This is a genomic window from Streptomyces boninensis, from assembly GCF_048572725.1.
Lineage (GTDB): Bacteria > Actinomycetota > Actinomycetes > Streptomycetales > Streptomycetaceae > Streptomyces > Streptomyces boninensis.
Genome location: NZ_CP183837.1, coordinates 8542011 through 8564308, shown reverse-complemented (window position 1 = coordinate 8564308; position 22298 = coordinate 8542011). Strand labels below are relative to the sequence as shown.

The window sequence follows — 22298 nt, the reverse complement described above, 5'->3', positions numbered from 1 at the left end:
TGGCGCGGCTCGATGCCACAGGCAGTGGCAGAGATCAGGAGAGAGACCGGGGCCATCGGCGGCTCACCCGGAGAAATCGGCTGCTCAGCAGCCCAGCGCTAGGCGCCGTGCGCTACACGACCCGGAACCCAGGCTGTCGCATGCACGAGGCGATTCAGGTCGGAGAAGATCGACATCCGACTACGCCTCCTTTGGCAGCTCCTGGGTACGGGTTCGCTCGAAAGTACGTCCCTGCGGCCCCGCCGGTCAAGACCTGGCGGTGGGTAGCGGGGGGCTTACGGTCAGTGATCCGGGATCTCCCGGTTTCCGCCGGTCTGCGTGAAGACGTCGTTCACGACCTTCTGGGCCAGCGACGCCTTGCCCTTCGCGGTCTCGGCCCGGGCCCAGAGCAGGTACTGGTGCGGGGTGCCGTCGTCGGCCTGGTAGCCGAAACTGCGCCAGAGGAACATCTCGTACCGTCGGCCCTTCTCGCCCTTCTCGGTCTTCTCCGCGTACTTCGACACCCGATCCCCCTTCCGCCACACCAGACCCCGCGAAGACGACCTGCGCTCACCCCGGAGCACAATGTCCGCCTCCTTGTCGCTGCAGCTGCGGCCGCAGTAGAGCAGGGTGAGGTCCACCCGCAGATCGGGCGGGGTGCCCCCGATGTCCTTGGCCTCTTCTCGCGGCTCGCATTCGCGTACGGACAGCTCGTCGACCTCGTCGTCCGCCTCGCTGCCGCCGTATAGGCAATCGAGCTGCTTCGGCGCGCGGAAGGCGAACGGGAAGCCCGTCAGATGCCAGAGGTGTGAGCGCTCACTGCCTTTCCAAGTGGCGCCGCGCAGCGCTTCCCGCCAATTGCGCTGGTAATAGGCGAACCGGTGGTCGCCATCCTTGGGGATACGGGTCGCGGGCAGTTCTGCGATGGCCGCTTCAGCAGGCGGCTCGGGCGCCGGGGACAGCTTCGGCAGGGCCTTGTGCACCGCTTTGCGCGCAAGGATGTCGGTGACCGCGGAGACCCGCCCCTTCGCGGCGAACTCCTCGTCGTAGGTGACGGCCACCAGGGCATTCTCGCGCCGTACGGTGATCTGGCCCTGCCAGGACGGGACGTCCATGAACGTGCTGGGGGCCGCGGACCGCCGGAGCACCACATAGGCGTCGTCGCCGAGGCCGCGCAGGGACCGCCGCTCGACCCCTTTGGCCTTCCCCCACTCACGGAATTGCTGGTCGAACGAGCGCTGCGCCCACTGCCTTCCGTTCCACTCGCCGTACGAGCTGAATCGGGTCGTGAAGACGCCGAGCTGCACGTCGCGGTGGAACGGCGATTGTTCACCGGCGACGCAGGTCTCGGAATGCCTGGCGCCGTTCTCGGACGTATTGCCGTACGAACTCCTGAAGCCATCGTCCATAAGCCGCTCCATATCCCGCTCCGAGAGCAGCGAGCACGCCGCGGGCAGGGACTGCACCGGCATGATGGGCTGCATTGCCATGATCCCGCTGCCGAGCAGCGGGACGAAGGCGAACCAGACCCCGGCCATCGCCCCGACGAGCCTGCCCGCGCGCCCCGCGGCGGTCCTCGGCCCGCCCCCCGCCCGCGGCTCATCCGCGGCCACGTGGTCCTCGGCCAGGCGGTCGCGCAGCTCGGGGTGGCGGAACTCGTACACGCCGCCCGACTGCCGCAGCACCCCGCGCGGCTCGTGCGCATCCTCCAGGAACGCCATGAACTGCCGGGGTATCGCCCCGGTCACGGCGAGCCAGAGCCGCGCCACCGAGTAGCGGCCCCACGCCGAGACCCCCACGGAGTACAGCACCCAGCTCAGCAGGCAACCGGTCGCCGTGACCACCCAGTCGTAGCCGGACACATGGTGGCGGCCGGCCATGGAGAGCTGCCACCACAGCAGCAGCACCGGTGGCAGCAGGAGCAGGAGGAAGGGGTCGTCCCCCTCAGGCCGCTTCCGCAGCGGCTCAAGGAGCCCCGCGCACAGCGCCGCACGCCGGTCGGAACGCAACAGGGCGGCCGGGGACGCGGCCAGCGCGGTGTCGGCGGGCTGCCACACGGCGCGCACCAGCCGTCTCCCGACCCAGAACAGCACCAGCGCACTCACCGCCGCCATGGACCAGGCACCGGCCTTGGAATGCTCCGCGGCCGCCTTGCCCCAGCCCAGCGCGAGGGCCCCGGCGACCAGGACCGTGCCCCACCGGAGCGGGCGCGACCGCATCGCCAGGCGAAGCCGTTCCACCGACGGCGCGACCAGCGAGTGCGGCTGCATCTGCCAGGTGCCGCGGCCGCGCAGGTCGCCCAGGCACAGGGCCGCGAACGCGGACACCACCCCCAGCAGATAGCCGCCCCACAGCGGCGGCCCGCCCACCCGCTGCTGCCACCACGTCTCGCCGAAGTCCAGCCGCGCCATCACCGCCACGGCGATGGCGAAGGCGGGCAGCAGCGGCAGCACCCGGACCGGCGCCGGCACCTCCCGGTCCAGCCGCCACCAGGCGAACTCGGTGTGCCCCGCCGCCTGCATCCGCGCCGCCAGGAACCCGGCCCATTTACGGGCATGTTCGGGTGAGTGCCCACCGCTGAGCTCCCGCTCGGACCGGGAGGGGTTGTATACGGCATCCAGGTAAGCCGTGTAGAGCCGGCGCTGGATCTCACCGGTACCCCGGAACCGGCCCGCCTCCAGCAGCTCGTCCGGATCCCCGGCGCCGTCTCGGTACGCGTCCGGCGCGATCACCACCATGAGGGGCACGGCCAGCGCCTGCCGCAACTGCACGACCGCACGCGACTGGTCGCCCGCGTCCTGCAGCCGGTCGGTCACGTTCCGCCAGCGCGGCCGGCGGCCATCCGGATTCAGGTACGCGGCGATCGCCGACGCGTCCAGGTCGCGCAGCGTGATCTCGGTGCGCAACAGGTCGCTGTCGGCGGGAAGTTCGGCCGCGTACTCCCCCGGTCGGCTACTCATGACGAACTTCCGGGACTGCGGCATGTGCAGCAGGTCGGACACGGCTTTCTTACGGTCGGCCGCGGGCAGTTCGTCGAGGCCGTCCAGCACCAGCAGCACCCGCCCGGATTCCACCAGCCGCCCGGCGACCCGGCCCGGTGGCGCCCCGGACACCGGCCGGCACGCCTGCGGGTGCTCGTCGGCGATCCGCTCCGCGGCCCAGGCCTCAAGGCCCTGCCCGGAGTCCCAGGAGGAGAGGCCGATGACGACGGGAACGGGCACAGACCGGTCCGCCGCACGCTCCCGCTCCAGCAGATCGCGCGCGAGCCGCAGCACGAGGACCGACTTCCCGGCGCCGGCCGGGCCCAGAACGACGAGGCGCTGATCGGGCGTGCCGAGGAAGTAACGGGCGATCTCCGGCACACCGTCGGCGGCGAGCACGGGCGCACCGCCGGGCGCCCTGCCCTCGCTCCACAGCACGTCCATCAGCTGGTCGTTACGGGCGGGCGCCAGCCGCTCGTCCTCGGCGTACCGGTACAGCAGCGCCTCGGCGAGGTCGTCCGCCGCCTGGTCGAGGACCTGGGGCGAGTCCCAGACGGTCTCACGCCGCCGCTGCAGCACGCGGCCGATCCGTACGAGGACCTCGGCGGCCAGCCAGACCCCCAGCAGCACCCACCCGGCTTCCGCCGGCGCCAAGCCGAGCCGGCGCGGCAACGGCAGCGGCGGCTGGGCGAGGAGCAGCACGACGCCGAGTACGGCGATCAGGCCGCGGGCTCCGGTGCCGATGCCGATGCCGATGCGCAGGATGAGGCGTTCCACCTGTCCGGCGACGATGGCGGTCTCCTGCCGCCCGGACACGTGCACCCGCATCGGCGCGGCCGGCCTGTTACGACGGCGCATCACCGGTTACCTGGACGCCCCCGGGCCGCTGCGGCCATCGAGATTAAGGGTGCCGATGTGTTCCGCCACGACGACGTTGTGCTGGTTGCCCGTGATCTCCACGTGCATCCTGGTCAGGGAGCGGAGTTCGCGCAGGAAGTCAGGGTCCTGGCGCGCCCGCTCGGCCAGCGCGTCGGCGAGCTCCTGCGCCAGGCCCGGATCGCCCGGCTCGCGCTCCAGCCGATCCAACGCCGCTCGCCCGCGGTCCTCTTCTCCGTCGCCGCCACGCGTCACCAGCGAACGCAATGACTGCCAGGCGCCCCCGCCGGCACCGCTCGCCGCCCCGCTCATCCAAGCCATCAGGAGTTCAGCCGCTACTGGGTCCACAGGGCGAGAGTAGGTCAAGTCGAGACCGTGCGCCCCCTTCGTCGCTAGGGTGACACAGCACAACTAGTCGTATTCACGGGGGATTTGATGCCGGATCCGGAGTCGGTGCTGGCGATGACCGCGGCGACGACGATTGTGGCGGCGATGGCGACGAACGCGTGGGAGACGACCAGGGCCGGGGTGGCCAGGATCTTCCGGCGGGCGGCTGAGGAGGGGCCGGAGACGCCGTCCGGAGCCGTCATCGAGGTGCGGTTGGACCGCAGCGCGGCGCAGATCGGGCGAGCCGACGAGCCGGACCGGGCCCGGGAGGCGCAGGCCGGCCGCTGGCGGGTGTACCTCGAGGACCTACTGCAAGATCATCCAGAGGCGGCGGCAGAGCTGACGGACCTCGTGGCAGACGTACAAAGGCAGCTGCCGCCCGTCCACCAGCAATGGATCATGCACGTCGTGGCCCGCGACGGCGGCTCCGCCTACGGGGCGCAGGGGCCGGGCAGCAGAGTCATCGTCCATCCGCACCCGGAGCCGCCTGAGGCCCGTCGTTGATCCCCGCCCAGCAGCAGACCGTCCAGGCGGTCAACGGCTTCGCGTACGGCTGCGTCGGCGCGGACATCCATGTCTTCGGCGACGGCGTGCCGCTGTACGTCCTGCAGCGCCGGAGCCGCGACGCCCGGCCGGACGCGTCCTGGCTGCTGGCGCTGCCCAGCCGCATGCTGAATTCCCGGTTCGAGGTCGTCGGCTTCAGCGGGCGTACGAAGGAGCTGGACGACCTGCGCCGCTGGCGCGATCACGGGCCCCGGCTGGCGGTCCAGTGGCTGCATGCGCCGGGGGGCCAGGGCAAGAGCCGGCTGGCCGCGGAGTTCGCGAAGGAGTCGGAGGCGGCGGGGTGGACGGTCGCGACCGCCGCCCGAGGGCCTGGTGTGGCGCACCCGCCGCCCGGCAGCCAGGACCTGCGCGGCGGCGGCTCCGGGGCCGGGGTGCTCCTGGTCGTCGACTACGCCGACCGGTGGCCGGTGGCGCACCTGACGTGGCTGCTCAGCAATGCGCTGCTGCACCGGGCCACCGAGCCGGCGCGGGTGCTGCTTCTGGCCCGTAGCAGGGACCCCTGGCCCGCTGTCCGGGCCGCGATCGCCGATCTGCACGCCGACGCCTCGACCCGTGCGCTGCCGCCGCTGGCGGACGCGGGCCGGCAGGCGGGCGAGAGCGAGCGGCACCAGATGTTCGTCGCCGCGCGTGATGCCTTCGCCGGCCTGTACGGGGTGCCCGCGCACGTCATCGAGCCGCCTGGTGAGCTGCGCGGACCGGACTTCGGGCTGACGCTCGCGGTCCACGTGGCCGCGCTGGCGGCCGTGGACCGGCACGCGCACGCCGCCACCGCGGCTGCGGCGCCGCCGGGCATGACGGGGCTGACCGCCTACCTCCTGGACCGGGAGCGCCGCCACTGGCACACCCTGCATGCCACCGGCGCGCTCGGCGCCTCCACGGCGGAGCTCGCCCGCGCCGCCTTCGTCGCGTCGCTCACCGGCCCGCTGCCGTACCGGGAGGCGCTGCAGGCGCTCGACCTCGCCGGGCTCGGCGCCGATGCGGACCGCCTGCTCACCGGCCACGCGTACTGCTATCCGCCAGGCGACTCCGGCACCGTCCTGGAGCCGCTCTACCCCGACCGGCTCACGGAGGACTTCCTGGCACTGTCCTTGCCGGGGCACCAGGTGCCCGACCACGCCGCGGACCCGTGGGCGGCCGGGGTCCCGGAGCTGCTGCTGCCCGCGGCCGAGCCGACGGACGCCGCCGCCGACACCGACGACGGCTCCGGCTCCGGCTCCAGCTCCAGCTCCGGCTCCGTAAGCGAGCCCGACAAGGACGGCGGCCTCCCGCCGTACGCCCCCCGCGCACTCACCTTCCTCACCGCCGCCAGCTACCGCTGGCCCCACCTGCGCCCCACTCTCGAAGCCCTCGACGCCCGGCTCCCGGAGGACCTCGCCGCGAGCGAGGAGCTCGCGGCGGCCGCGGCCGACCTCGCCGAGCGGCTCGCCCCCGACCGCCTGGCGGCGGCCTCCGGGCCGGCCGATACGGCCCGCCTGCAGCGCGCGTTCGGGAAGCGCCTCGACCAGGCGCGCAGGTCCGCGAAGGCGCCCGCCGCGCTCGCGCAGGCCGTGCGGCTGTATCGCGAGCTCGCCGCCTCGGATCCGCGGGCGTACGAATCCGATTTCGCCGAGGCGTCGCTGGAGCTCGCCATGGCGCTGGTCTTCGCGGACCTCGACCAGTGGTCGGAAGATCCCCTGGTGAACCCCGGGGGCGATCCGGACCGGGCGGATCAGGCGGCGGCGGCCTTCCGGGACGCCATCGAGGTCTTCCGCCGGCTGGCGGCCGCGAACCCCGCCGAGCACCAGGAGCACCTGGCCGTGGCGCTGACCGTAGCGCCCTTCCTGATGCCCCGGCTCGGCCCGTCCGACCTGGCGATGACCACGGCGCTGGAGGCGGTCGGCATGCTCCGCCGGCTGGCGGACGAGGACCCGGGCGAATGGCTCGACGGGTTGGCGTATGCGCTGGTGGCCGCCGCCGGGACGCTGGCCGATGGCCGCCCGGAGCAGGCGCTGGCGCTGGCGGCGGAGGGCGTCGGCATCGCGCGCGGGCTCGCCCGCGACGACCCCGCACAGCACCTGAAGGACCTCGTCTTCGCCCTCCCGACGCAGGCGGCGCTGCTGCTGCGGCTGGAGCAGGGCGAGGCGGCCCTGGACGCGCTCAGCGAGGCCGCCGGGCTCAGCGGCGGCGGGCAGGCCGGGCAGGCCGGGCAGGCCGGGCAGTCCGGCCAGGACGCCGACGCGTGGCAGTCGGTGATGTCGCACGCGCTCAGCTTCGTATGGGTGCAGGAGCGGACCACCGGCGCGTCGACGGGACTCGGCACGGCCGCGGCGGTGCTGGGCGGGCTGGCCCGCGGAGACACCGCGGGTCGCGGTCCCGCACTGCTGCAGGCGCTGTTCGCGGTCCTCGCCATGCTCGAAGGGTCCGAGCGTACGGAGGACGCGCTCGCCGTCCGCCGGGACATCGTCCACCTGCTCAAGACGTCGGACGAGATCCCGTACGCGGGAGGCGACCTCGTCGGCACGTCGGACGTGCTCGGTGTGCTGGTCGAGATGAGCGTCCGGCTGGCGCGGACCGGCCGCTGGGAGGAGGCGCTGACCCACCTCGACGAGGCCGCCGAGGAGCTGTGGGCCGAGGGCTCGGGTTCCCGCGCGGCGAGCCTGGGTGGCGCGCTCACGAACATCACGACCCTGCTCCTCGACCGCGATCCGGGCGCGCCGGAGGATCCGTACGAGCAGATGGCCGACCCCGATGCGCTGCGCGTGCTGGAGCGGATTGCCGATACGTACCACCGCCTCGCGCAGCACGACCCGGCCGCGCACGAACTCGGCGTCGCGGTCACCGCGAAGATCCGCTCCCAGGCGCTGGGGAAGCTGGGGCGGTTCCAGGAAGCCGCGGCCGCCGGCCGGGAGGCGGTCCGCGTCTGGCGCCGCCGCATCGCCAGGGAGGACAATGCCGAGAACCGCGAGCAACTCGCCCTCGCCCTGCGCTATCTCGCCGACAAGCTGTCGCACACCGGCGAGGCGGAGGCGGCGGCCGCCGCGGCGCGGGAAGCCGCCGACCTCCGGTACGTCCTGGCCCGGGACTCCCCCACCCACTACCCGGCCGCCGCGGCCGCCCTCTTCCTCGTCGCGGACAACCTGCGCCGGCTCCGCCCCGCCGAAGCCCTGCGCGCCGCGGAGGAGTCCGCCGACCTCTTGCGGCGCTTCCCCTCCGACAACGCCGCCCAGAACAGTTCCTACCTCGCCACGGTGGACGGGTTCATGAACGAGCTCAGGCAGCGGACGCTCGATTAGCCACTTCTTCCGCACACGCGTTTGAGTGGAATTCGACGTTCAAGAAATCTGCACAATGTGACCTCCAAGTGCATGGAATAGGAGCTCGAATCCCGCCGCTATGCCGGAATCGCCTGGAGCGATCGGGGAGCCCATCGCCCCTGCGTGACAAGGGCGTTCACGCAGGGCAGTCGCCCGCCGCGCACGTTTGTGAAGGATCCGTCCCCATCCGGTGATCACCTCTGCACCGGTTGGCAACGAGCGGCCGGAATGCCCGCCGATGCGGCGTCAACGAGATTGACCGGGTCACCCGTGTGCGTGATTTCATCTTGCGCACCGCGGCAGTTGCGGGAAGGCGCCGGATTCTCCGTCGTCTGCCTGCCGCGGGGTAAGAATCCCCCGACAACGGAAGGGCTGTGCGCCCAATGCGTAACGACCTCGAGACCCGTGAGATCGCCGACACCGAGCTGGACGCCATCTCCGGCGGCGTGATCACCGAAGCCACCACCCTCGGCACCGCCGTCGCCGGCGACGTCACCAACACGGTGAACGGCCTCCAGACCACCCAGGCCGTCACGGGCGTCGCCACCGGCGTCGTCGGCGGCGTCGTCGGCGCCACCGGTGTGCAGCAGGACGCCGCGGCCATCTCCGGCCTGGTCGGCTGAGCACCGCCACTCCCGTGAACCCCGGAGCCCGCTCTGCTCCGGGGTTCACCGCTGCCCGGACCAGGGCGGCCCAGTAGCAGTTGAAGGAATCGTTCCCGTGCAGTTCCGCCAGAAGGCGCTCTCCAAGCTGCAGTCGCCGGAGGAGCTCGATCTCCCCGTACGCTTCGCCCGCCCGCAGGGCCGCCTCGTCCTCGCCGTGACGGTCATCGTCATGGCCGCCGCGGCCTATTGGGCGCTCACCGGCTCCGTGCACTCCAAGCTCTCCGCCCCCGGCATCCTCACCCGCGCCGAGGGCAGCTACCTGCTGCAGAGCCCGGTCTCCGGGCAGGTCACCGAGGTCCTGGCCAAGGAGGGGCAGGTGCTGCGCGCCGGTGCGCCGCTGCTCAAGGTCCGTACGGACATGGGCTATCGGGCCGTGCGCGCGGTGGAGGGCGGCCGGGTCACCTCCCTGGTCGCCAAGACCGGTGCGGTCGTCACGACCGGCGCCGATGTCGCGACCGTGGAGCGGATGCGCAGCGCCGATGAGCCGCTGATCGCCATGGTGTACGTGTCCGGCGGGAGCGGCGCCGGCATCGCACCCGGGGCGCAGGTCGACCTGACTGTGCAGTCCGCGCCGCAGGAGCAGTTCGGGGTGCTGCGCGGCAAGGTGAAGGCCGTCGGGCGGGCGCCGCAGAGCCGCGAGCAGCTCGCCGGGTTCCTGGGGAATCCGCAGCTGGCCGCCCAGTTCAGCAAGGCGGGCAATCCGCTGGCCGTCCTCGTGGAGCTGCAGCCGTCGGAAGCGACCAAGTCCGGCTACCGCTGGTCCTCCGACGCCGGGCCGCCCTTCCGCATCGACTCCCCCACCCCCGTCACCGGCGCCGTGCACCTCACGGCCGAGCGCCCCGTCGACTGGCTGCTCCCGTGACCACGCAACAGCAATCCGGCAGACAAGCCCCGCACCGCCTCCCGCCCTCGGGCCACCGGCGCCGCAGGAGCACGACCAGCCCGCCGAAGGGCCGCACCCCCCGCCGCGTCCACACCCCCACCATCCTCCAGATGGAGGCCGTCGAGTGCGGCGCCGCCGCGCTCGCCATGGTGCTCGCGTACTACCGGCACTTCGTCCCCCTCGAAGAGCTCCGCGTCGCCTGCGGCGTCTCCCGCGACGGCTCGCGCGCCTCCAATCTCCTCAAGGCCGCCCGCTCGTACGGGCTGAAGGCCAAGGGCATGCAGATGGACATCGCCGCCCTGGCCGAGGTCCGCGGGCCTGCCGTCCTGTTCTGGGAGTTCAACCACTACGTCGTCTACGACGGCATGGGCCGCCGCTTCGGCAAGCGCGGCGCCTGGATCAACGACCCCGACAAGGGCCGCCGCTTCGTCCCCCTGGACGACCTCGACGCCGCCTTCACCGGCGTCGTCCTCACCTTCGAGCCGGACGCGGGCTTCCGCCGCACCGGCCGCAAGCCGGGCGTCCTCGGCGCCATGCCGCTGCGGCTGCGCGGCACCTCGGGGACGATGGCCGCCGCCGTCATCGCCTCGCTGCTGCTGGTCGCCGTCGGCGCCGCGGTGCCCGCGCTGAGCCGTACGTACATCGACATGTTCCTCATCGGGCAGCAGACCTCGCTGCTCCCGGTGCTGTTCACCGCGATGGCCGTGACGCTGGTGCTGACCGCGGTCCTCACCGCCCTGCAGCAGGCCAACCTCCTCCGCGGCCGCATCATCGCCTCCACCCTCGGCAGCGCCCGCTTCCTCCGCCACCTGCTGCGGCTGCCGGTCACCTTCTTCTCCCAGCGCAGCCCGGCCGACCTCGTGCAGCGCCTGCAGTCCAACGACACCGTCGCCGAGACCCTCGCCCGGGACCTCGCCGCGGCGGGCGTGGATGCGGTGGTGGTCGTCCTGTACGCGCTGCTGCTCTGGTCGTACGACCCCCAGCTCACCGTCCTCGGCATCGGCATCGCGCTGCTGAACGTCCTGGCGATGCGCATCGTCATCGGCCTGCGCGCCACCAACACCCAGAAGCTGCGCGCCGACAGCGCCAGGCTCACCAATACGTCGTACTCCGGCCTGCAGCTCATCGAGACGATGAAGGCCACCGGCGGCGAGAACGGCTTCTTCCGCCGCTGGGCCGGGCAGCACGCGACCACGCTGGAGGTGCAGCAGCGACTCGGCGTCCCGAGCGCCTGGCTGGCCGTCGTGGCCCCGACCCTGGCCGCGCTCAACAGCGCCCTGATCCTGATGATCGGCGGCATGCGCGCCGTCGAAGGCCACCTCTCCGTCGGCCTCCTCGTCGCCTTTCAGGCGCTGATCACCTCCTTTACGGCCCCCATCGCCCGCCTCAACGGCGTCGCGGGCCGCATCCAGGACTTCGGCGCCGATGTGGCCCGGCTGAAGGACGTCGAGAACGTCCCCGTCGACGCCCTCTACACCCGCCGCGAGCCGCCCGCCTCGACGCGGCGGCTCAAGGGTCACGTAGACCTGGAGGTCATCACCTTCGGCTACAGCCCCCTCGACCCGCCGCTGCTCAAGGACTTCTCGCTCAGCGTCGGCCCGGGTCAGCAGGTCGCCCTCGTCGGCGGCTCCGGCAGCGGCAAGTCCACCGTCTCCCGGCTCATCGCCGGCCTGTACGCCCCCTGGGAGGGCGCGGTCCGTATCGACGGGATGCGCCTGGAGGACATCCCGCGCGGCGCCCTCGCCGCCTCCGTCTCCTTCGTCGACCAGGAGGTCTTCCTCTTTGAGGGCACCGTCCGCGACAACGTCGCCCTGTGGGACCCCTCCGTCCCCGACGAGGACGTCGTCGCGGCGCTGCGGGACGCCGCCGTGTACGAGGTCGTCGCCCGCCGCCCCGGCGGCATCGACGCCCGCGTCGAGCAGGACGGCCGCAACTTCTCAGGCGGCCAGCGGCAGCGCCTGGAGATCGCCCGCGCGCTGGTCCGCCGCCCGTCCGTCCTCGTCCTGGACGAGGTCACCTCGGCCCTCGACGCGGAGACCGAGCAGGCCATCATCGACAACCTGCGCCGCCGCGGCTGCGCCTGCGTCGTCATCGCGCACCGGCTGAGCACCGTCCGGGACAGCGACGAGATCGTCGTACTCGACAAGGGCACGGTGGTCGAGCGCGGCCGCCACGAGTACCTCGTCGCGGCGGGCGGCGCGTACGCCGAACTGGTCAGGGAGCACTGAGAGTTGAGCACGCCCTACGACACCGGCGCCCCCGCCATGGGACAGCCCGCCCCCGACGCCGTCCTCGCCGCCCTCGGCGAGCTCGGCTCCGCCGTCGACTGCGCCGGGATGCGCAGCATCAACCTGGAGGGGCCGCACGTGCTGTGGCTCGTGCTCGACGGCGCCATGGACCTCTTCGCGGTGGACGCCGCCGCCGACGGCCACTGGCACTTCCTCGGCCGCATGCGCGCGGGCACCCTGCTGCTCGGCCCGGTCGAGGGCCCGCGGCACACCCTCGTCGGCCGGCCGCTCGCCGGGTGCTGGCTGCGCCGGATCGAGCTGCGGGAGCTGTACCGGCCGGAGTGGGATACGGGCCAGTGGCAGACCGGCCAGTGGGACACGGGCCAGTTCTACGCCGGGCAGTTCTACGCCGACCAGGGCCACGGCGCGTACGCCCCGCAGCCCACCCCGCTCGAGAACGCCTTCGCCCTGGGCATCGGCCGCGGCCTGCGCGTCCTCTACCAGGCGCCCCTGGACGGCCGCCACACCACCGATCAGTACGGCGGCGACGACGACATCCTCTGGATGCAGATCGCCCCGGGATCGGTCCAGTACGGCGCCGCCTACGAGGCCGACGCCGCGGGGCTGCTCCTCGTCGACCCCGCCATGTGGCAGTCCATGGTCGACCAGCAGTACCGCCTCCTGTACGCCCTCGACCGCTGGATCGAGCAGTTGGAGCGCGCCCACGAGGACCGTACGGCCGCCGGCATCGAGGCGGGCGAGGAGGCCCGCGCCCAGGCCGACCAGGCGCTCGTCGCCTCCATCGGGCGTACGGGCAGGGGCAGCTCGCGCCGCGCGGGCGACGACGCCACCTACGCGGCCTGCCGCCTGGTCGCCGACGAGGCCCGCGTCCCGCTCGGCGAGGCCCGGTCGTCCGGCGCCGCCGCCGGCCGCCTCAGCCCCGTCGAACGCATCGCCCTCGCCGCCCGCATCCGCACCCGCGTCGTGAAGCTGACCGGCCGCTGGTGGCACGAGAACACCGGCCCCCTCGTCGGCCACCGCGCCGACGACGGCACCCCCGTCGCACTGCTGTGGCGCCATGGCCGCTACACGGCCGTCGACCCGGAGTCCGGCGAGCGCACCCGCATCGACAAGGTGACGCAGGAGGACTACGAGCCGCGCGGCGTCATGCTCTACCGCCCGCTCCCCGACACCAAGCTCACCCTCCCCCAGGTGATCCGCTTCAGCGTCCGCGGCACCCGCCGCGACCTGCTGTCGCTGCTCCTCGCCGGACTCGTCGCCGTCGCCCTCGGCGCCCTGGTGCCGATCGCCACGGGCAAGGTGCTGGGCGAGTTCGTGCCCAAGGCCGAGACGAGCCTGATCACCCAGACCACGGTGGCGCTGATCGCGACCAGCGTGGTCGCGGCGTCATTCATGCTCATGCAGAACGTCTCCATCCTGCGCATGGAAGGCCGCATCGAAGCCGCCTTGCAGCCCGCCGTCTGGGACCGCCTCCTCCGCCTCCCCACCCGCTTCTTCGCCGACCGCTCCACGGGCGAACTGGCCAGCGCCGCCATGGGCATCAGCGCCATCCGCCGGATCCTGTCGGGCATCGGCTCGGTGACGCTCCAGGCGAGCACGGTCGGCACGATGAACCTGGTCCTGCTGCTCCTCTACAGCGTCCCCCTCGCCCTGGCCGCGATCGCCATGCTGCTGGTGATCGCGGGCATCTTCGCGGCCCTCGGCCTCTGGCAGCTCCGCTACCAGCGCCGCCTGATCAAGCTCTCCAACCGCCTCAACAACCAGGCCTTCCAGACCCTCCGCGGCCTCCCCAAGCTGCGGGTCGCCGCGGCCGAGTCCTTCGCGTACGCCGCCTGGGCCCGGGAATTCGCGCGCACCCGCGAACTGCAGCAGCGCATCGGCCGGATCAAGAACGCCACGACGGTCCTGAACGCGATCTATCTCCCGCTCACCGCCCTCCTGATGTTCATGCTCCTGGCGGGACCGGCCCGCGGCTCCATGTCGGACAGCGCCTTCCTGACCTTTTCGACGGCGGTGACGATGATGCTGACGTCGGTCACGCAGCTGACGGGCGCGCTGATCTCGGCGGCGGCGGTGCTGCCGATGTTCGAGCAGGTCAAGCCGGTCTTCGAGGAGACTCCTGAGGTACGGCCCGCGGCCACCCAGCCCGGCGAGCTGACCGGCGCGCTGGAGGCCCGTAACCTCTCCTACCGCTACTCGGACGACGGCCCTCTGGTGCTGGACGACGTCTCGTTCTCCATCAGCCAGGGCGAGTTCGTGGCGGTGGTGGGCGCCAGCGGCTGCGGCAAATCGACCTTGCTGCGGCTGCTGATCGGCTTCGACCGCCCGGTCACCGGCAGCGTCCTGTACGACGGCCAGGACCTGGCCGCCCTCGACCAGGCCGCGGTGCGCCGCCAGTGCGGCGTCGTGCTGCAGCATGCGCAGCCGTTCACCGGCTCCATCCTCGACTGCATCTGCGGCACCGAGTCGTACACCCTCGAAGAGGCCTGGGAGGCCGCGGCGATGGCGGGGCTCACCGACGACATCAAGGCGATGCCGATGGGCATGCACACCATGCTCTCCGACGGCGGTGGCACGGTCTCCGGCGGCCAGCGGCAGCGCCTGATGATCGCCCAGGCCCTGATCCGCAAGCCCCGCATCCTCTTCTTCGACGAGGCCACCAGCGCCCTGGACAACGAAACCCAGCGCACGGTCATCAACTCCACCCGCGCCCTGAATTCGACCCGCATCGTGATCGCCCACCGCCTGACGACGATCCTCGACGCGGACCGCGTGATCGTGATGTCCGACGGCAAGATCGCCCAGCAGGGCACCCCGAACGACCTCCTGGCAGACGCCTCGGGCCTCTTCCATCACCTGGTACGACGCCAGCTGGCGTGACCATTCGTTCGAGGAGTTCTGGGCGCCGATGCAGGGGGATATAGCCTGACTTCTCATGGAGTCACTGAGGGAGGGGTCGCGGCGGCAGCACGCGGAGACCGAGGTGCTGCCCCCGTTATTACGCGCGTGGTTGGGGCTGATCGCGGTCCTTGCCACGCTGGTGGTTGTCGCGTTCGGGGTGCCGTACGCCGGTGACGGCGAGTCAAGCCGGGTGGACCGGTGGTTTGTGCTGCCGACGGAGGACAGCGTGCGGCAGCCGCTGCGGAACGTCGCGCTGGCCATCGACTTCTTGGGGGAGCCGGCGGGATCGGCGCTGCTGATCGTGGCCGCGGTGGCGGGCTGTCTGCTGCTGCGGCGGCCGCGGGGGGCGGTGCTCGTCGTGGTCGGCGTCGGCGCGGCCGTGGTGACGACGACGCTGGTCAAGCACCTGGTGGGGCGCACCATTCACGGCCCCGGCAATCTGTCGTACCCGAGCGGCCACACCACCTTCGCCACCGCGCTCGCCGTCGCGGCGGCGCTGGTCGCGGTCGGCCGACTCGGCCTCGGCAGGGCGGGCGGCATATCGCTGGTGCTGGGCGCCGCGCTGGTGGGCGGCGGCGCCATGGGCTGGGCGCAGGTCGCGCTCAGCGCGCATTACCCGACCGACGTCCTCGGCGGCTGGTGCACCGCGCTGGTCGTCGTACCGGCGTCGGCGTGGGTCATCGACCGGGTCGCCGACACTCCGTCCAGGAGGTATCCGGTGCGGCGGTCGTAGTCGTCCCGGGCAGGCCGCTCGCCGTGCTTGAGGGCGAGGGCATTGTCGACGACGAGCGCGTGGAGGTCGCCCGCCGTGAACTCCGGCCGCAGCGCACCGACGGCCCGTGCCGCCGCGATGAACTCATCGTTGGCCTCGCTGCCGACCCGGCAGATCTCCATCAGCTGCGGTGAGTGCGGGTAGGTCTGCAACAGGACGTCGTTGAAGGCGGGCTGGCGGTACTGGAGGTCGCGGATCGCGGTGAGGTAGTACGCGATCCGTGCGCCGCCGTCGTCGATGGTCCGGGCGTGGTCGATCAGGGCGACCAGCTCACGCGCCACGACCTCCTCGATGACGGCCTCGATGAGGCCGATCCGCCCGCCGAACCGGTTGAAGATCGTGGCCTTGCTCACCCCTGCCGCCTTGGCGACCTCCTCCAGCGGCACCGTCAGGCCCTGCCCCTGGAAGGCGCCGATCGCGGCAGCCCGGATCTGCTCGGAATTGCGCCGGGCGTCAGCGCGCATGGCCCTCACCACCACTTTCCTAATTTGACTCGCTCGGTCAGTTTACCTACGGTCGTAGTCACAAGCGAAACTGACCTACCTGGTCAACTTACGAGGGTGAAGATCATGATCGTTGTCACCGGGGCGACCGGCGGGCTGGGCGGCACCACCGTCGAGCACCTCCTCAAGCGCGTACCCGCCGACCGGATCGGCGTCAGCGTCCGCGACACCGCCAAGGCACAGCACCTCGCCGACCGCGGCGTGCGCGTGCGGCAGGGCTCGTACGAGGACCCGGCCGCGCTGCGCGACTCCTTCGCGGGCGCCGAGCAGGTCCTGCTGGTGTCCGGCAACGACCCGGCCGCCGACATGGTCGCCCTGCACCGCAACGGCATCGAAGCCGCGGTCGCGGCCGGCGCCCGGCGGATCCTCTACACGAGCCAGCACGGCGCCGTCCCCGGCAATCCGTACCGGCCGTCGGACATCCACATCGCCACCGAGGCGATCCTCGCCGACTCCGGCGTCGCCTGGACCGCGCTGCGCAATGCCGCCTACGGCCCGATCGACCAGATGCTCGGCCCGTGGCAGCGGACCGGCGTGATCGCCCAGCCGGCGGACGGCCCCGTGCCGTACACCGACCGTGACGACATCGCCGAGGCCACCGCGGTCGTCCTCGCCGGGGACCGCTCCTTCGACGGCCCCGTCGACCTCACCGCGCCGACCGCCGTGACTTTCGACGACTTCGCCAAGATCGCCTCTGATCTCGCCGGCCGCACCATCGAGCGCGTCGTCGCGGACGACGAAAGGTGGATCGCCGACCAGATCGCGAGAGGCGTGCCGGAGCAGCTGGCCCGCTTCTTTCTCACCTGGTATCAGGCAGCCCACGCGGGCTACTTCGCCGAAGCCGGCCCCCTGCTGGCCGACCTCCTCGGCCGCGAGCCCCGCACCGTCGCGGACCGGCTCGCGGCCGAGACCGCTTAGCCCCTCACGCCAGCCGGCGGAACACCGGCTTCACCGGCCGCCCGCCCAGCCATGGCGTGGGGTCACCGGCGTCGAGCGCCTTCCGGTACACCGCGCAGGCCTGACCGACCACCTCGACCGTACCGTCGATGTCCGCGTCATCGAGCGCGCTGCTCACCACGAACGACGGGGCCAGCACGCCGCCCGCGAGCAGCCGCCGGAGGAAGAGCGTCCGGTACGGCTGCGACGGCTGGCCGTTCTCGTCCAGGGTGGCGAAGACCAGGTTGCTGGCCCGGCCCTTCACCACGACGTGGTCGCCGACGCCCATCCCGGCCGCCGCATCGCGGACTCCGGCGGCCAGCCGCTCGCCAAGGGCGTGCAGCCGCGCGGTGATGCCCTCCTCGACATACGTGGTCTGTACGGCCATCGCCGCCGCCAGCGCATGCGTCTCCGCCCCGTGCGTGGTCGACAGCAGGAACACCCGCTCCCCGGAGTGCCGCAGCCCGCCCCGCTCCATCAGCTCGCGGCGACCGGCCAGCGCGGAGACGGCGAAGCCGTTGCCCAGCGCCTTGCCGAAGGTGGAGAGATCCGGGGTGACGCCGTACAAGCCCTGGGCGCCCGCCGCCGACCAGCGCAGGCCGGTGATCATCTCGTCGAAGACGAGCACGCAGCCATGCCGGTCCGCCAGCTCGCGCAGCCCGGCGAGATACCCGGGCGGCGGCTCGGTGTGGGTCGCGGGTTCGAGGATCAGGCAGGCGACCTCGCCCGCGTGGCGGGTGAGCAGCTCTTCCGTCGCGGCCAGATCTCCGTACGGGAAGGCCACGGTCAGGTCGGTGGTCGCCGCCGGAATGCCCGCCGGCATCGGCGTCGTCCCGATGAACCAGTCATCGACCGAGAAAAACGGATGGTCGCCGCACACCGCCACCCGCGGCCGCCCGGTGACCGCCCGGGCGAGGCGCACCGCGGCCGTGGTCGCGTCGGAGCCGTTCTTCGCGAACTTCACCATCTCGGCCGTCGGCACCGTCGCCAGGAAACGCTCCGCCGCCTCGGCCTCCACGATCGAAGGCCGGACGAAGTTGCTGCCGCGGTCGAGCTCCCGCCGCACCGCCTCGATCACCCGGGGATGTGCGTGACCGAGGCTGACCGCCCGCAGCCCGGAGCCGTACTCGATGTACCGGTTGCCGTCGACATCCCACACATGCGCGCCCCGGCCGTGGCTGATCACCGGCGCCAGCTGCTCGGGATACTGGTCGTCGCCCTTCGCGTACGTATGCGCGCCACCGGGAATCGCCGCGTGCAGCCGCTCGTTCGCCGCCCGCGACTTGGGCAGTTGAAAGTCGTCCGTGTCCACGCCGCCTCACCTCTCCAGTTGCTTCAGGACCTCGGCGAGGCCGGGCGCCTCCCGGTCCCGCCGGGACATCGATGTGGCCGGCAGCGGCCAGGGGATCCCGAGCTCCGGGTCGTCGAAGGCGATCGTCACGTCTTCCGCCGGGTCGTGCCGGCGGTCGATCCGGTACGAGGTGTCGGCCGTCTTGGACAGCGCCTGGAAGCCGTGCGCGCAGCCCGCCGGGATGTACAGCGTCAGCTGCGTCTCGTCGGACAGCTCGTAGTAGGCCTGATTCCGGTACGTCGGGGAATCCGGCCGCAGGTCCACGGAGACGTCGAAGATGCTCCCGTACGAACACCGCACCAGCTTCGCCTCCCCGGCGCCCGACCGCAGGTGCAGGCCGCGCAGCACGCCGCGGGCCGAGCGGGAGACGCTGTCCTGGACGAAGGCGTGCGGGTCGAGACCCACCGAGCGGATCACGTCGGCGTCGAAGGTACGGGAGAAGAAGCCGCGTTCGTCGGCGTGCGGGGTCGGCTCGAAGAGATAGGCGCCCGCGATCTCCGGGATTTCGGTGGCTTTCATCTGGTCTCCTGGAACAGGGCCGCGGTCAAGGCGGTGAATTGGTCGTCGAGTTGCTCGGTGGCGGCGCGATTGCGGACGGCGAGGGTCCGCCGCAGCTCCGCCGATTGCCGCTCCAGCTCCCGGAATTGCCCGAGCAGCCGGTCGGCGTCGACCGCGCGCGCCGGGTGGCAGTACTCCCCCAGGCTCATCGCCGCCATCAGCGCGTCGCTCTTCGCCGCATAGCTGACGGCGAGCGTCGGGGTGCCGGCCTTCAGCGCGCAGATCAGGTTGTGATAGCGGGTCGCCACCACGGCATCGGCGGCCGCCATCTCCTTCATCAGGTCAGCGAGCGAGCCCGCTTCCGCGGCCGTGACCAAAGGCGAATCGACCGCGCCGAGCACCGCGTCGACCGCCGCCACGTCGACCTCGTCGCCGATGAGCAGCCGGACCTGCCGGCCGTCCTCGACCAGGGCACGTACGAACCGCGTCATCCCGTCCACGTACCGCCGGTGGATCTCCCCGGCCCGGTCGCGGTCGTCATTGCCGCCGTGGAAATCCATGACGCCGACGCACACCGTCCCCGAGGACCCTGCCGGCGCGGCGGGCGGCGGCAGCGCGAACGCCAGGTCCGGATAGACCTCGTCGCGCGCCGTATCCACGCCCATCGCCCGCATCGCATCCCGGGACTGCACGTCCCGGTACGACCGATACGCGGCCAGCCGCCCCGCCCACCGCACCAGCACCCGCGTCGCCCGCACCCCGATCGGCCCGGCCCCGACCCCGACCAGCGCGACCTTCGTACGGGACACCCGCCCGCTCGCACACAGCAGGAACAGCGCGTACGGAAACCCCCACGGCCGCAGCGGCAGTGTCGCCTCCAGCACGCCCATCCCGGGCACGATCACCACGTCATGCCGCCGCACCCACGCGGCCGTACGGAAGACATCGACCAGCTTGCCGACCCCCTTCCCCGCGATCGCCCCCGCCCGCGACGCGGTCCGGTACTCGCCGCGGTACCAGTGCAGCCGCGTCGCGCGGATCCCGTACCGGGCCGCCACCACCTCGGGACCGCCGCACAGCGCGTCCACGACCGCCTCCGGATGCTCGGCGCGCAGATATCCGAGCACGGCCTCCAGCGACCCGTCGTTGCCGAGGTTCCCGGAGCCGAGCAGGCCGAACACCCCTACGCGCACAGGTGTCACGCCTGCCGCCCTTCACGCCCGGCGACCAGCGCGTCCACCGACACCGCGAGCTTCGCCGGGTCGACCGGCGCCCGGTCCTCGACCCGCTCCCCCGTGCCCGGCCGGGCCCGGCTGGTCATCCATGCGGCCAGGTGGCGGTAGCACGTGCGCCGGTCGCGCGCGGACAGCGGCGCCCGCTGGATCGCGGAGACGAAGCCCCATACGTACTCGGCGAGCAGCCGCGGCGTCGGGTGCAGCCGGCCGGCCCGGCGCGGGTCGAGGTTGACGCAGCGCGAGCGCTTCGAGGGGTTCGCCCGCTCGGCGCGCGTCGGGTGGTCGCGGCGGAAGTACAGCAGCTCCGGCACCTGGTGGAACGGCCCGTGCAGGCCGATCTCGGCGACGAAGGTGCGGTCCGCGTGGTGATAGCTGTCGTGCGGCTTCACCTTGCGCAGCACGTCGGCCCGGATCACCCCGTAGAAGTCGTCGCCGCCGGGCTCGAAGAGCATGCTGCGGAAGCGTTCCGGCGCGTGCGGTGAGTCGGTGGCGAGGGTGTATTCGTACGGGACCTTCACCTGCCCGTTCTCGTCGATGACCGCCTGGTCGGCGTGCGCGAGGATCACCTCCGGGCGCTCGTCCAGCGCTTCCACGCAGCGGCGCAGCAGGTCGCGGGCGTAAAGGTCGTCGTGCGAGGCCCACTTGAAGAGCTCGCCGCGGCACTCGGTGAAGACGTAGTTGTGGTTCGGCGCGGCGCCGATGTTCCGGGGCAGCCGGAGGTAGCGGATGCGGGAGTCCTTGTCCGCGTACCGGCGGCAGATGTCCTGCGTCCCGTCGGTGGAGGCGTTGTCGGTGATGACCAGTTCGAAGTCCTCGTAGGTCTGGCCGAGCAGGGCGTCGAGCGATTCGGCCAGGTACTCCTCGCCGTTGTAGACGGGCAGGCCGATGCTCAGCCGGGGACGGTCGGTCATGGCAACCTCACTTCAGGGATCGAATGACGGTGGCGCTCGCGCAGCGCGGACCGCAGCTGCTGCCACCAGACGGCCGAGCTGACGACGGTCGCGGCGGCGACGCCCCAGGCAGAGCCTGAGGTGCCGCCCAGGGCCGCGCCGCCGAGGCCGCCGCCGACGTAGCAGGCGGAGGCGAAGAGCTGGCAGCGCAGGCTGCGCTTGGCCGCGGCGAGCGCGCGCAGCCCGGCCGCCGCGCCGGTGCCGAGCCCGGCGCCCGCGACGCCGAGGGTGGCGGGCACGATGAGCTGCGCGGCCCCGTACCAGACGGTGCCCAGCACGTGTTCGCCGAGATGGTCGGGGACCAGCAGCAGCGCCGCGCCCCAGAGCACCGCGGCGACGGCCTGCCCGGCGCCGAGCAGCAGGCAGAACTGGGCCAGCCGGTGCGGCGCCTGCCGCAGCACCCGCGCCGCCTCGGCGACGGTGACCAGCGAAAGCCCCATCAGCACGGCGAGGAACGGGCCGAGCAGCAGCTCGGCGCCGCGGACCACGCCGACCGCGCTGACCCCGACGATCACCCCGAGGCCGTACGAGCGGAGCTGGGCGGCGCCGCTGAGGCCGACGTTCTCGACCAGGTACCGGTAGCCGAGGTCGCGCTGCTCGCGCAGCCACCGCCGCGCCCCGGTGAGCCGGGGCCGGACGCCGGCCTGGAAGCAGCCGTACGCGGCCGCCACCGCGGCGGTGCCGCCCCAGGCCAGCACGAACCCGGCCACGCTCCCGACCCGGGCCGCCGCCACCAGCGCGGGGATCATCGCGACGCCCCACACGACGTCGTTGACGAACGCCTTCCGCCCGGTCCCAGCCGCGAAGAACGCGAACCGCCAGGCGTCCTGCAGCAACAGCCCCGGCAGCACGATGCCCAGGCAGAAGAACGCGGACCCCACGCGCCCGCCGACCCCGAGCCCGACCACCAGACACGCCGCCCCGAGCGCGGCGCCGACGGCGAGCGCGGTGCCCGACGACCGGCCCGTGGCCTCGCGCCAGGACTTCTCCGACGTGCCGCTGAAGCGCACCACGAGCGGGTCGGTGGCCAGCCCGCGGGAGACGCTGAGCACGACTCCGTACGTCACCCAGGCCAGGCTGAACACGCCGAAGGCGGCCAGCCCCAGCGAGCGGGCCACATACATCCCCACCAGGAAGTTGGACGCACTGGACGCCGCCTGGTCGGCCAGCCCCCACGACAGCCGCCCGGCAATCGCCCGCCTGGCGGTCGACCGCCGGTGCCGCCCCCTGGCCACCGTCTCCCTCGTCTTCTCCCCCTCGATGGTCATCGCGATG

General features: G+C 72.5%; 15 protein-coding genes and 1 pseudogene. 8 read left to right on the top strand and 8 right to left on the bottom strand.

Features of this window, described 5'->3' with window-relative positions; all coding sequences use genetic code 11:
* Window positions 1-281: 281 nt before the first annotated feature.
* Both ACNNMR_RS38560 and ACNNMR_RS38555 read right to left on the bottom strand, forming a co-directional pair.
* Window positions 282-3818 carry an NACHT domain-containing protein gene (locus tag ACNNMR_RS38560; protein ID WP_419999370.1) on the bottom strand — a complete coding sequence of 1179 codons (3537 nt, stop codon included), beginning with the start codon at window positions 3816-3818 and terminating at the stop codon, window positions 282-284.
* A gap of 6 nt (window positions 3819-3824) precedes the next feature.
* Window positions 3825-4184: a hypothetical protein gene (locus ACNNMR_RS38555; protein ID WP_419999369.1), complete on the bottom strand. Its 360-nt coding sequence runs from the start codon at window positions 4182-4184 to the stop codon at window positions 3825-3827.
* An 87-nt stretch (window positions 4185-4271) separates the two neighbouring features.
* On the opposite strand from ACNNMR_RS38555, the gene ACNNMR_RS38550 reads away from it, so the two are divergent.
* The 7 genes from ACNNMR_RS38550 (at window position 4272) to ACNNMR_RS38520 (ending at window position 15511) form a co-directional block, all read left to right on the top strand.
* Complete coding sequence (locus ACNNMR_RS38550) at window positions 4272-4727, top strand: hypothetical protein (RefSeq protein WP_419999368.1); 456 nt, start codon at window positions 4272-4274, stop codon at window positions 4725-4727.
* Window positions 4724-8059 (top strand): hypothetical protein, encoded by a 3336-nt coding sequence (locus tag ACNNMR_RS38545; protein ID WP_419999367.1) that lies wholly within the window; start codon window positions 4724-4726, stop codon window positions 8057-8059. Before ACNNMR_RS38550 ends, ACNNMR_RS38545 begins: the two co-directional genes overlap by 4 nt.
* A 404-nt stretch (window positions 8060-8463) precedes the next feature.
* Window positions 8464-8703: a hypothetical protein gene (locus ACNNMR_RS38540; RefSeq protein ID WP_419999366.1), complete on the top strand. Its 240-nt coding sequence runs from the start codon at window positions 8464-8466 to the stop codon at window positions 8701-8703.
* A gap of 97 nt (window positions 8704-8800) precedes the next feature.
* A complete protein-coding gene (locus ACNNMR_RS38535) occupies window positions 8801-9607 on the top strand; it encodes an HlyD family efflux transporter periplasmic adaptor subunit (protein WP_419999365.1) in 807 nt (268 codons plus the stop codon).
* A complete protein-coding gene (locus tag ACNNMR_RS38530) occupies window positions 9592-11856 on the top strand; it encodes an NHLP family bacteriocin export ABC transporter peptidase/permease/ATPase subunit (RefSeq protein ID WP_420000624.1) in 2265 nt (754 codons plus the stop codon). Before ACNNMR_RS38535 ends, ACNNMR_RS38530 begins: the two co-directional genes overlap by 16 nt.
* 36 nt (window positions 11857-11892) lie before the next feature.
* A complete protein-coding gene (locus ACNNMR_RS38525; RefSeq protein ID WP_420000623.1) occupies window positions 11893-14757 on the top strand; it encodes an NHLP bacteriocin export ABC transporter permease/ATPase subunit in 2865 nt (954 codons plus the stop codon).
* Window positions 14758-14812: 55 nt separating this feature from the next.
* Window positions 14813-15511 carry a phosphatase PAP2 family protein gene (locus ACNNMR_RS38520; RefSeq protein WP_419999364.1) on the top strand — a complete coding sequence of 233 codons (699 nt, stop codon included), beginning with the start codon at window positions 14813-14815 and terminating at the stop codon, window positions 15509-15511.
* Here the strand turns inward: ACNNMR_RS38520 and ACNNMR_RS38515 are convergent.
* Window positions 15460-16014: pseudogene (locus ACNNMR_RS38515) on the bottom strand (TetR/AcrR family transcriptional regulator); the annotation flags it as partial. The gene ACNNMR_RS38520 and the pseudogene ACNNMR_RS38515 overlap by 52 nt on opposite strands.
* 105 nt (window positions 16015-16119) lie before the next feature.
* Between ACNNMR_RS38515 and ACNNMR_RS38510 the strand changes: the two are divergent.
* Window positions 16120-16971 (top strand): NAD(P)H-binding protein, encoded by an 852-nt coding sequence (locus ACNNMR_RS38510; protein ID WP_419999363.1) that lies wholly within the window; start codon window positions 16120-16122, stop codon window positions 16969-16971.
* Between the two features lie 4 nt (window positions 16972-16975).
* Here the strand turns inward: ACNNMR_RS38510 and ACNNMR_RS38505 are convergent, their stop codons facing one another.
* The 5 genes from ACNNMR_RS38505 to ACNNMR_RS38485 are packed head-to-tail and all read right to left on the bottom strand — an operon-like array spanning window position 16976 to window position 22291.
* A complete protein-coding gene (locus ACNNMR_RS38505; RefSeq protein WP_419999362.1) occupies window positions 16976-18301 on the bottom strand; it encodes a glutamate-1-semialdehyde 2,1-aminomutase in 1326 nt (441 codons plus the stop codon).
* A 6-nt stretch (window positions 18302-18307) separates the two neighbouring features.
* Window positions 18308-18859 (bottom strand): dTDP-4-dehydrorhamnose 3,5-epimerase, encoded by a 552-nt coding sequence (rfbC, locus tag ACNNMR_RS38500; RefSeq protein WP_419999361.1) that lies wholly within the window; start codon window positions 18857-18859, stop codon window positions 18308-18310.
* Complete coding sequence (locus tag ACNNMR_RS38495) at window positions 18856-20040, bottom strand: polysaccharide pyruvyl transferase family protein (protein ID WP_419999360.1); 1185 nt, start codon at window positions 20038-20040, stop codon at window positions 18856-18858. The genes rfbC and ACNNMR_RS38495 overlap by 4 nt, the downstream gene beginning before the upstream one ends.
* Window positions 20037-20984, bottom strand: coding sequence for a glycosyltransferase family 2 protein (locus ACNNMR_RS38490; RefSeq protein WP_419999359.1), 948 nt, complete (start codon window positions 20982-20984; stop codon window positions 20037-20039). The genes ACNNMR_RS38495 and ACNNMR_RS38490 overlap by 4 nt, the downstream gene beginning before the upstream one ends.
* Window positions 20981-22291, bottom strand: a complete 1311-nt coding sequence (locus tag ACNNMR_RS38485; RefSeq protein ID WP_419999358.1) for a hypothetical protein — start codon at window positions 22289-22291, stop codon at window positions 20981-20983. Before ACNNMR_RS38485 ends, ACNNMR_RS38490 begins: the two co-directional genes overlap by 4 nt.
* Between the last annotated feature and the right edge of the window lie 7 nt (window positions 22292-22298).